Here is a 275-nt window from a genome sequence, read left to right on the forward strand (position 1 = left end):
CCACAGACAATGTGGCTGCGCTGCGCCAGGGCTCCTCGGGCATCAAGCTGCAGACCAGCAGCGAAGAGGGCAATCGTTTGAAGTACCAGACCCGCGTCGTCTCAAATGCCAACAAGGTAAACCTGAAGTTCGAAGAGGCTAAGCCAGTTCTTGAGGCTCAGCTGGCGAAATCCGTTGCAGGCATCATGTAACGGATAAAGTCACTGATCACGGGAGCTAACAGTGCGAAGACAAATAGAGGATATTGCAGTGTGGCTGCCTGCACCTGTAATAAT

1 protein-coding gene is annotated in these 275 nt (G+C 52.7%); it reads left to right on the plus strand.

Annotation, left to right across the window (positions count from 1 at the left end):
• Window positions 1-191: complement resistance protein TraT (traT, locus tag SB765_RS29485; protein ID WP_410932469.1), on the plus strand; the 191-nt coding region annotated here is incomplete at its 5' end.
• Window positions 192-275 lie beyond the last annotated feature (84 nt).

This window comes from Pseudomonas sp. SIMBA_067, assembly GCF_046534675.1.
GTDB classification, from domain to species: Bacteria; Pseudomonadota; Gammaproteobacteria; order Pseudomonadales; family Pseudomonadaceae; genus Aquipseudomonas; species Aquipseudomonas putida.